Annotated in this window: 8 protein-coding genes; 4 read left to right on the top strand and 4 right to left on the bottom strand. The window is 65.4% G+C overall.

What is annotated here, in order from left to right:
• Positions 1-431: 431 nt before the first annotated feature.
• From ABZV00_RS28345 to ABZV00_RS28360, 4 genes are all read right to left on the bottom strand, one after another.
• Positions 432-1,640, bottom strand: coding sequence for a DEAD/DEAH box helicase family protein (locus ABZV00_RS28345; RefSeq protein ID WP_355611500.1), 1,209 nt, complete (start codon positions 1,638-1,640; stop codon positions 432-434).
• Positions 1,637-2,509, bottom strand: coding sequence for a CBS domain-containing protein (locus ABZV00_RS28350; protein WP_355611503.1), 873 nt, complete (start codon positions 2,507-2,509; stop codon positions 1,637-1,639). The genes ABZV00_RS28345 and ABZV00_RS28350 overlap by 4 nt, the downstream gene beginning before the upstream one ends.
• A gap of 222 nt (positions 2,510-2,731) precedes the next feature.
• Positions 2,732-3,760: a site-specific integrase gene (locus ABZV00_RS28355; RefSeq protein WP_355611506.1), complete on the bottom strand. Its 1,029-nt coding sequence runs from the start codon at positions 3,758-3,760 to the stop codon at positions 2,732-2,734.
• A 58-nt stretch (positions 3,761-3,818) separates the two neighbouring features.
• The gene (locus ABZV00_RS28360; RefSeq protein WP_355611509.1) at positions 3,819-4,640 is read right to left on the bottom strand and encodes a transposase family protein; all 822 of its coding nucleotides are present in this window, start codon (positions 4,638-4,640) and stop codon (positions 3,819-3,821) included.
• Between the two features lie 438 nt (positions 4,641-5,078).
• On the opposite strand from ABZV00_RS28360, the gene ABZV00_RS28365 reads away from it, so the two are divergent.
• From ABZV00_RS28365 to ABZV00_RS28380, 4 genes are all read left to right on the top strand, one after another.
• Positions 5,079-5,915, top strand: a complete 837-nt coding sequence (locus ABZV00_RS28365; RefSeq protein ID WP_355611512.1) for a TnsA-like heteromeric transposase endonuclease subunit — start codon at positions 5,079-5,081, stop codon at positions 5,913-5,915.
• 125 nt (positions 5,916-6,040) lie between these two features.
• On the top strand, positions 6,041-8,005 hold the full coding sequence (locus ABZV00_RS28370; RefSeq protein WP_355611516.1) for a Mu transposase C-terminal domain-containing protein: 1,965 nt from the start codon (positions 6,041-6,043) through the stop codon (positions 8,003-8,005).
• Positions 7,993-9,015 (top strand): ATP-binding protein, encoded by a 1,023-nt coding sequence (locus ABZV00_RS28375; RefSeq protein ID WP_355611519.1) that lies wholly within the window; start codon positions 7,993-7,995, stop codon positions 9,013-9,015. The genes ABZV00_RS28370 and ABZV00_RS28375 overlap by 13 nt, the downstream gene beginning before the upstream one ends.
• Positions 9,012-10,097 (top strand): TniQ family protein (locus tag ABZV00_RS28380; protein WP_355611522.1); only part of this gene is annotated, 1,086 nt, incomplete at its 3' end. The genes ABZV00_RS28375 and ABZV00_RS28380, both read left to right, overlap by 4 nt.

Here is a 10,097-nt window from a genome sequence, read left to right on the forward strand (position 1 = left end):
ACATCGCGCCAGGAGAGCGGTCGGCGAACCGACACAGCTGCCGGTAGCCGTCGCACTTGACCTCACCCACATCGCAGCAAGTACCGCTGCAAGCTCGGGCCGGCGTTTCACCCCACATTGCGGCGGCACCACCTGCCGCCGCCCTACCCAATGGTCGTGCGTAGTCGGAGTGCACCACGGTCCGACCCTGAGGGGCGGCGTCGCCAGCGGGCCATGTCAAGGGCGTCGATCGCCAGCTCGGAGCGCAGGTGGTCGGCGATCTACCAGCACCGGAGACCTCTGTCTAGGCGCGCTCAGTTGTCATGGGTGACGGCAACTCCCATTGAACTGAAAGCAACGCGAACTGTCGTAGCCCGCGCCTAGCCTGAGGCTACGTCGTCGTGATCCGTCGGGGACAACATCAGCGGCGGCGCGCCCTACGTCTGAGGAAATCAATATGTCAACCCGGGGCTACCGTGGCTCTGGGCGGTGAGCCGGAAGACCGTCACTCCGGATGCCTCATCCAATGTGGCAAGAACGTCCCGAAGTCCCCGGTCGTCGTCACCAGAGGACCACGAAATCACGATGGAGTCGGCGGGCCATTCTTCGAAGAACGCGCAGGCGGCGTAGGTCGCGACGACGACCTCTCCCGGGCCGGCCGATTGCAGGCTGGACCGCCGCTTGGCGAGCGAATCCGCCGCGGTAACGACCGCGCGCGGCTCCCGTCCGGCACCGGCGAGGTGGTCGGCCACATACCTGGCGTCGACCGCGGTGGACGCGAGGATGAAGCAGGAAACCCCATGTCCAAGGTGTTGCTCGAGGATCGTGCCTAGGGCTTCTAGACCAGGGTCACGATCGCGTGAACCCTCGATCTGATCCAGGAGTCTCCACGCTTTGACGGAGAGGCCTTCATCCCGTGATGAACTCATCCCTTCAGCGGCGCTGAGCTCGGGCGCCGCGTTGGAGGCAACGGTCAACAGTCGGGCATGAAGCTCTGCCCGACTGCTGGCGGGCACCAGCGATGGGGTACCACGGCGTGCCGCGTAATCCGACAACAGGCGGAGTGCCTCACGCCGAAGTCGGCGTTCCTTGGCGCTCCACTCGTACGGAACGTCGACGAAGACGGTGCGGCCGGCCTCCCGATTGACGTCTGCGACCGTGATGGTGGCAAGCGATGGCCACTCGGACCAGAAACCCGATGACAGCGGATCGACGAGCGCGATGACGTGGTGGGCTCGGGAGTGCAGTCGTTCGACCTGCTTCGAAATGTCCCGCATCGGTTCGTCATGCACCACGACGTCGAGGTTCGCCTCGGACAGGGCGAGACAGGTGGGTCCGTGCGTAGCCCTCATGTAGGTAGCCACCAGGACTCGGCTGCGCTGCTCGGGTTTCTCCTCGAGCAGCCGGAGCGCGGCTGTCGCGGAATCCAGGACGGTGACCGCAATATCCTCGGCCCGCAATCTATCGGCCCACTGCTCGACCATGAACCGGGAAGCGCACAGGACCAGGCCGAGAGACCCTGAAGGCATCTCGGCGAGGTAGGCCGCGATGGCCTTGCGGTCCCCGGATCCGGGGACCGAGGGAACCACTGCTTGCCTTGGCCGCAGAGGGCTCTTGAGGCGATTCAGCAACTCCCGTTGACGGCCGAGCAACGGCTTCATCGCGCACCGCCCCTTATCAACACCTTGCGGCGGAGCCAGGACGCCGCATTGAGCAGGCACTGCAGGTCCTCGGCGGACAACTCGTCCCGAAAATGGAACACTTTGTTTCTAATTTCGCGGACTGGTTCGAGGGTTGTGCGTACCAAGTTCCGATTGTTGCCGAACCGGGTCCTGAAGAACCTGCCGAAGCTCGACCCGTGCAGCAAGACCGTGAACAGCTGCGCAAGGGTCAAGTCCTCCAGCCGTGCGGCTCGCTCGCTGTCTGTGGCCGGTAGTGCCGACGAAACGGCATTCGCCAGGTCCTCATCGGTGCAGGATGATCGCATCAAGTCCCGCACGGCGAGCTCGATGTCCTGCAGGAGCACGAACGGACGAGTCCTGCGCCACAGAAATGCGTTGACATCCGCGGCTGTCACCACCGCCAAGAGGCGATCCTCATCGCCGACCAGAATGGCCCTGTCGACCTCGATGTATCCCAGGACGGAACTCATCTCGTCGGCGGCTCGGACGAATGTCAGATCCTCCACCAGGTCCTCAACCGGCGTCATCAGTGGATCATCTTGTGCCCGAACATGCCGCACCCCTTGGCTGAACGACCGGTAGGTGAACACGCCCACGACGTGGCCGTGCACCGTCATCACGGGCAACTGGTCGAAATCGTGCTGGCGCATCAGTTCCAGGGCGGTGCCGACGGGTGTACCGGTGGGTACGGTCACGACATCCTGGTCGTCAGGAACGAGCAGGCTCACGCGGAGGAATTCGGGTGTCCGACCTTCCCATCGCACATCCGCGGCGAGGTCCACCGCGACTGCACCAGCCATGCGCGGCGCCGCTAGCGCGGTGACAGCCTGATCCGCATCACGAACCACGCCGGTCTCCTCACGTCTACGGTGAGCCTCGCTCCGTGCCGCCGAAAGGCGGGATGCCCCCGCAGGACCTCTGTCGCTTCCATTTTGCACTGCGAGGCGGCGTCGATGAAGACCCCCGCCTCGAGGCGGCTCGTCCCCCGCACCGAACTGCCGGCGTACGTGCCAATGTTGGTAGCACTTGCCCGTCGTCGCCATCTCCGGCCGGTGGACGTCTGCGGCCGGTCAGAGGCCGACGTCGGTAAGGGCGTTGTCCTCCCACTGGTCGGCGTCCTCGATGTAGCCGGCCAGGGTGGCGGAGCCGTCCTTCCACCCGCCATGCCGGGCGATTCGCAGCGGGTTCTTGCCTTGGCGGTGGGTTTCGGTAGCGAACCCGCGGCGCAGGGAGTGTCCGGAGAAGGCGGAGGCGGCATCCAGGCCAGCGCGTAGTGCGGTGCGGCGGACGATGATCGCGACGGCTTGGCCGGTGATGCGGCCGCTGCTTTCTCCGCGGCCGTGCGGTGCCCGGCCGAGGTTCCCGTGCCGGTCGATGCGTCGAAACACCGGTCCGGACGTCTCCCTGCGGGCGGCCAGGGCGTCCAGCCATGCCTGCATGGTGCGCACAGGGCAGGTGGCCGGCCGGGACGTGTAGGGAAGGGCGGTGGTGCGACCCCGGGACTCCTTGTCGGTCTTGGAGCGGCGGATGGTGACCTGCAGGCCGTCGTCGGTGAAAGCGAGGTCGGCGATGTTGAGCGCCGCGAGTTCGCTGCGTCGGGCGCCCAACGCGAAGCCGACCACGATGAGGGCGCGGTCGCGCACCCCCGCGATGGTGGCGATGTCGAGGGTGTCGACCATCGCCCTCAGCGTTGTGATGGTCACGGCCTTGGCCTTGCGCAATCCCCGGCCGGCCGAGGCGAGTTCGGCGCGGTGCCGGCGCAGGGCAGCCCGCGCCGCTCTGGTGTTGGGTGGCGGGAGGTCAGCGGTGGCGTGAGCGACGGTGATGGCCGCCATGGCGCGCTCGATCGTGGACGACGCCTTGTCCTCGTCGGCCAGATGTGAGACATACTCGGCCAGGGTCGCGGCGGTGGCTGGCAGATATGATCGCTGGTTGTCGATGCACCAAAGGGTGAACCGACTCCAGTCGCCCGCGTAGGCTCGCCTCGTGGATGCCGGCACGGACTCGCGGATCCGGCGCCGGGCCGACTCCGAAAGGTGCTCGTTCGGATCGATCGCGTCAACGCTTTCGGCACTCCCCCGCGTCGCAATCTCATTCACGAGAAGCAACCTTATCGTGAATGAGCCTTTCCGAGTAACGGTTGGTGGCGTTCGGTGATCATGTCGTGCGGCCGTGGTCGATGTGGAGTAGGACCAAGGCGGCAGCGGTGATCCGGCCGATGCTCCAGGGACACAGGCTGACGTTGCGTAGTGCTTTGAAGGTGGTCTTGAGCAGGGAGTTTCCGCGTTCGCCGATGGCACGGACCGCGTTGTGGGCCTTGTTGAACTGCTGCTGCACGTCGGTGCAGGCCTCGTTGCGCGGCTTCTTGAACGCCACCGTGATCGTGTCGGCTTCGCCTTCGTAGCCGAGATCACCGAGGACCCGTAGATCGCCGTCGGTCCAGGTGCTCAGCAGCGGCAGGATGCCATGCTCGCGCAGCGCGGTGGTGTCGTGTTCACGGCCGGGACGTACCGGCGAGGTCCACAGCGGCCACCCGTCCGGAGCGGTGATGACCTGCACGTTCCCGCCGTGGTTGTCGTGCTTGCCCGACCACCACAGATCCACCCCGGGCGTCGGCCCGGGGGTGCGGCACCGGTCCGTCTCGATCAGCGTGCCGTCAATGTTGACGTGGGCGTAACCGGCCATCTTCGCGGCCAGCAACACCGAGTGCAGGTCAGGCGCTTGGGCGGCGAGCACGGTGATGCCCTCATGCAGGTACGCGTACCCGGTCGACCGGCTGATCTTGTTGTCGGCGACCAGTTGTGAGACGCGGGTGCCGTCGATCAACCAGCGGATCACCAGGACGGCCTGCTTGAAGCAGCCCAACGACCGGGTCCCGGCTCGGGTACCGAGCCGTTGCCGTTGCGCGTGCAGAAGGCCGGACAGGAACGACACGGTCGCCGCGCGTACGGGCAGGACGGCGGTGTATGTGACACTCATAGCGACGCAGAACCTCGATGACGGTGATCCCGGGAAGGACCACCTTCATACCGGGGTTCTGCGTTTTCTCGTTGCACCGCAACGGATCCGGGCGCGTCCGGACCACCGACCGCGCCAGCTACCCCGAGTCCCTACACCGTTACTCGGAAAGGCTCAGTGTCGCAATGCCTTCAACGTGGCCGTCGAGTTGGCCGCGGTAGGGCGTCATCGTCCCGTACGGTGGCTTGGCGGCGGAGGGTCCGGCCTTGGACTTGGGCCAACGTGTAGCCCATGCGTCCGCAACCCTGAGACCCACCCCTCAAAGCGCAGGTTTGTTGCGAGGCTCTTGATTGCGCACCCATCTGACCAGGAAGATTTCGACTTGAGGCGGCAGCCCGGGCATGACAGAGCTGGGTTGCAGCGAGCAACCCCTCACCGTCTGCGGCCGGTCTCACGAGGATGAGCGCCGACCGAGGGTCCACGAAGTCTGACATTGCCGGTCCGCCGAGGCGCTTGAGAGGATGGAGGTCGGGGCATGGGCCAGCGACTACCGCCACCTCTGACAAGCGCCTTTACGCGCCCGAACGTTTCGACGTCAATTTCATCGACTCTGGCGGCCGAGAATTCCAGGAGCCATTAATCCAGTGCTGGAATCAGTCCTTTGAGGCTGCCCTTCCGATCCGCAGTTTGGCTTCCTACCGCGGGAAGAAAAGCTTCTCGGGGTTGTGGTGGTTGGCGACGACGTCGGCTCACGTCGGCTATCAGTCGTGGTTGGAGCGGGATCATGTCATGGCATTGGACTTCGATGCAGCAGTGGTGGCGCTGGCCTCGCGACCCATCCGACTTATCTGGCAGCACGATGGTGAGACCCGTACGCACACCCCGGACTATTTCGTGCGGCTGGGCGATGGGACGGCAGTGGTGATCGACGTACGGCCGGACGATCGGATCGAGCCTGAGGATGCGGAAGCCTTTGATATCACTGCCCAAGCATGTGAGGCCGTCGGCTGGACGTTTCGCCGGGTCGGCGAGATGGACGGGGTACTGAGGGAGAACTTGCGGTGGCTTTCTGGCTACCGCCATCCTCGGTGCCTGCATCCGGCCCGGGCGGCCGACCTCAGGCGGGTGTTCGCTGGGGGTGCTCCGCTCATGGAAGGCGCTCGTCGCGCGGGGGATTCGATCGCCGTCTTGCCCACGCTGTTTCACCTGCTGTGGCGGCAGGTACTTCGAACCGATTTGGCCGCTGCGCCCCTGTCGGCCGGGTCGGTGGTCCGCACTGGCGGTGAGGAAGCGTGACCGTGTCTCGACCACGGATATTGGGGGCTGGCGAGGAAGTTCGGCTGGGTGGTGCGCTGTACACGGTGGCGTCCGTATCGGGTACCGGAGCACGGCTGGTGGACGTCGTCGGGACGGAGACGAGGATGCCGCTGACCGAGGTTCTTGCCAGCCGCGACCTGGAGTGGATCTCCTCGCCACGCGGTCCCGCTCCGCTCCCGCCCTCCGGTCTATTGGACGGCTTGCCCGGCCCCACGGTGGAGCAGGCACGCTGGTGGGAACGGCACATTATTGAGCTACTGACGGGCGTGGCGCCGGAGGCTAAACCAGAGTCGGCACCCAAGCCTGAATACGATCCGCGGCGGCACTCGTTGCGTCAGCGGGAGCTAACCAAGCTGACCGAGCTGCAAGCGGCTGGCCACAGCGTCAGCTTCGCCAAGGTCAAGCGGCTCCGTTCTGCCTACGAGAAGCAGGGGCTGTGGGGGCTGGTCGATCAGCGCCTGGCTCGACCAGGCGGCCCGACCGGTAGGGTTGACGAACGGGTTGTCGCCGCGACCGTGCAGGCGATCGCCGAGGAGACCAACCGCTCGACGGGAACGGTGACGCGGCTGCGGCGCCGGGTTACGCAGATCCTTGCCGCCGAGCACGGTTCGTCCGCCCCCGATCTGCCGTCGTCCGCGACCTTTTACCGCCTGGTTAAGAGGCTTTCGCAGGGCAAGTACACGTTCGGCTCGGCCAAGACCCGCCGATCGCAGGCCAAGGCCCCTGAGGGCCCGTTTGGCTCGGTGTCCGCCGTTCGCCCCGGCCAGTGGATGCAGATTGACTCCACTCCGATCGATGTCCGAGTGGTACTGGACACCGGAGTCGTCGACCGGGCGGAGCTGACGTGGATGGTGGACCTCGCGACACGAGGCATCCCAGCGGCGGTGCTGCGACCCACGACCAAAGCCGCAGACGCGGCGGTGTTGCTGGCTCGAGCGCTGACTCCTGAGCCGATGCGTCCTGGTTGGGCGGACGCAGTGCGCATGTCACGCTCGGTGCTGCCGCATCGCCGCCTTACCGCGCTGGACGAGCGCTTGGCTCATGCGGCCGGCCGGCCGGTGATCGTTCCTGAGACGATCGTCTGCGATCACGGCAATGCCTACATCTCGCAGACGTTCCGAACGGCGTGCAGGGCCATCGGGATCAACTTCCAGCCCACGCACAAGGGCTCACCGTGGGAGAAAGGTGTCGTCGAGCGCAGCTTCGACTCCCTGGACACTCTATTCGCGCAGTACGTCGCCGGCTACGTCGGGCGCAGTGTCGAGCAGCGCGGCGAGAACGCCGACCAGAACGCGGTGTGGTCGATCGTTGAACTGCAGGCGCTGCTGGACGAGTGGATCGTGACGGTCTGGCAAAACAGACCCCACGACGGACTTCGGCATCCGCTGACCCCGGACAAGGCCTTGACGCCCAACGAGCAGTACGCCGCGCTGGTCGAGGTCGCCGGGTTTGTGCCTGTCCCGTTGAGCGCCGATGACTACGTGGAACTACTTCCCGTGTCATGGAACGCCATCACCCGCTCCGGGATCAAACTCAACCGACGCACCTACGACGACAGGGCGCTCAACGACTACCGCCGCCAGCACTCTGGTGTCATCGCGAAGAAGGGGCGGTGGGAGGTCCACTTCGACCCGTACGACGTCACCCGGATCTGGGTCCGAAACCACCATCACGGCGGCTGGATCACAGTCCCGTGGAAACATCTGCGCGGCACCCCGACACCTTTTGGGGAATTGGCCTGGCAACACGCCCGCAGCATCCTTCGACAACGCGGGCAGGACAAGGCGACAGAGGCGGAGATCGCTCACGCCACAGCACAGTTGCTGGACCGGGCGGAGCAAGGGCCAGAGCAGGAAGCTAAGGCCGGCAAGCGGGATCGGCGAGTCGCCGGAAGAACCCGCGCCACGAACGCGCCCTCGGGTCCCCGCCCGGAACCGGCCCCGCAGGACGAGGTCGACGAGGCGTCGGATGTCGCCGCGGAGGGGGACAGCTCACTGGAACCGCTGGCGAAGGTGGTCCCGCTGCCGGTGTTCGACGCACGTAAGGAGGCCGAGAAATGGCGATTTTGACCGAAGTCAACCAACTGGAGGATCGGCTGCAACCCACCACCACGGTGGAAGGCTGGCACCGGTTCGTCGAGGCCGACCCGATCGACTTCGCGCTGCTGCCGGACAACGACTGGTCGGCGCTGACCGAGCACGAGCGCATCGTCTATGACGAGGCGCGGGTCGCGCACCACGCCGAACTCGTCGTGGTCACGACGTCCGCGATTCGGGAGATCAACAATGAGGGTCGGCTGCTGACGCTGATGAACCAGCGGGAAAAGGGCGCTCGTCGGGGGTTGATCGTCTCTGGTGCGGCGGCAACCGGCAAGACGACCGCGATCAAACAGCTGGGCCGGCTCCACGAGCTGCGCGCCCGGGCCCGGTTCCCCGGCTCCGAGCGGATTCCCGTGGTCTATGTGACCGCTCCACCGAAGGGCTCGCCACGGAAACTGGCGATGGAGTTCGCGCGGTTCCTCGGCCTGCCCGCGATTCCCTCCCGGTCCAACGCAACCGACATCGCTGACGCCGTCTGCCAGGTCCTGATCGACGTCCGATGCGAGGTCGTCATTGTCGATGAGTTGCACAACATCAACATGGCGACCACGGTCGGCGAGGACCATTCCGACCACATGAAGTACCTCACCGAGCACCTGCCCGCGACGTTCATCTACGCCGGCATCGACATCGAACGATCCGGGATGTTCACGGGGGTTCGCGGCAGACAGCTCGCCGGACGCTGCGTTCTCGTCAACACCGGGCCATTTCCCTACCACGCCGAGTGGAAGCGGTTGGTCGCCGGCATGGAGAGCGCGCTGCGGCTGCACCACCACCAGCCCGGCTCGCTGACCAGGCTGGCCAAGTACCTCCACCACCGCACAGGAGGCATGATCGGGAGCCTGTCCCACCTCATCCGCGCTGCGGCAATCCGCGCCATCCTCGACGGAACCGAAGCCATAACGGAGGCCGCGATGGACAGGGTTCGAATCGACCACGCCGCCGAATCGTCAGCCCGCCGCAAGAGCTCACGGCGATGACTCAGGCTACCGACAGCTGGATTCGGGGAAGGCTTCGGCGACTGCCCCGACGGGTCCCTCCCGTGCAGGACGAGACGATCGAGTCGTACATCGGCAGGCTGGCAGCCAGCAACCATTTATCCCGGTATCACCTCGTCGACCACTTGACAATGACCAGCCGCCACGATAGGCGGCGAAGTCATCTCATTTCACTCGACTCCCTTTCGGCGGTGAGCGGATTTGCCGCTGCGAGTTTAGCTCACGCGCTGCCAGAAATGAGGCTGTGGATACCGGAGCGAGAAGCGCGGACATTCGTCGGACAGACCGTAGCCGGCCAACCCAACCGACAACGCCCATGTTGCCGACTCTGCGCGGCCGCCAAGGGCATCACCGGCCAGGTCACTATCTGGGCCAAGTGCGATTACAACGTCTGCATCCGCCATCAGCTATGGGTCGGGCGGGGTGTCTGGCATCCCCACGACCAGCTCGTCGTCTCCGACTTTCCCGAGATCACCCGGGCGCAGGTCCGGCTCCGGCGGCTCATCCGCCGGCTCGGTCATGCACGAGTCAGCTTCTACTACCTGGACGCCTGCGAGATCGAACACTGGGATTCTCGGGACCCATTGGCACTGGCACCTCACAACGATCGCATGAAACGCCTGTTCGCACGGGAGCAAGCAAAGTCCTTACCGTCGTCCTACGTATACGCTGCCCAGTACCCCGAGGTCGTCAACATCCTCACCGTAATCTCCTCACCGTTCTGGCGCCGGATGGCCTTGTCCAGACAGATCGAAGACCGCGAGCACTTCTACGACGAAATCGACCGGAAGACAGAACCCAGCGGAATGGCACGAGGTAACCGACGGCTGCGAACGTGGATTGACGACCAGCGCCACCCTCCGTTACCTGACGATCCCTACGGCGAGAAGTTCCTCCGCCGCCTCTACCTGAGCCGACCAGGCGTACTCCAAGCGCACGATCCCGCAGACGATCAACCTCGCTCCTCGCCTAGTACTCCAGCCGCACTTTCAGGTTCGGAGTCTGCGCTGGTAGTGGCTGGTTCGAGCGCGGTATTGGTGGCGGCGTCGCCACTGGGACCATCG

The organism is Micromonospora sp. NPDC005173 (assembly GCF_040608515.1).
Classification (GTDB): Bacteria; Actinomycetota; Actinomycetes; order Mycobacteriales; family Micromonosporaceae; genus Micromonospora.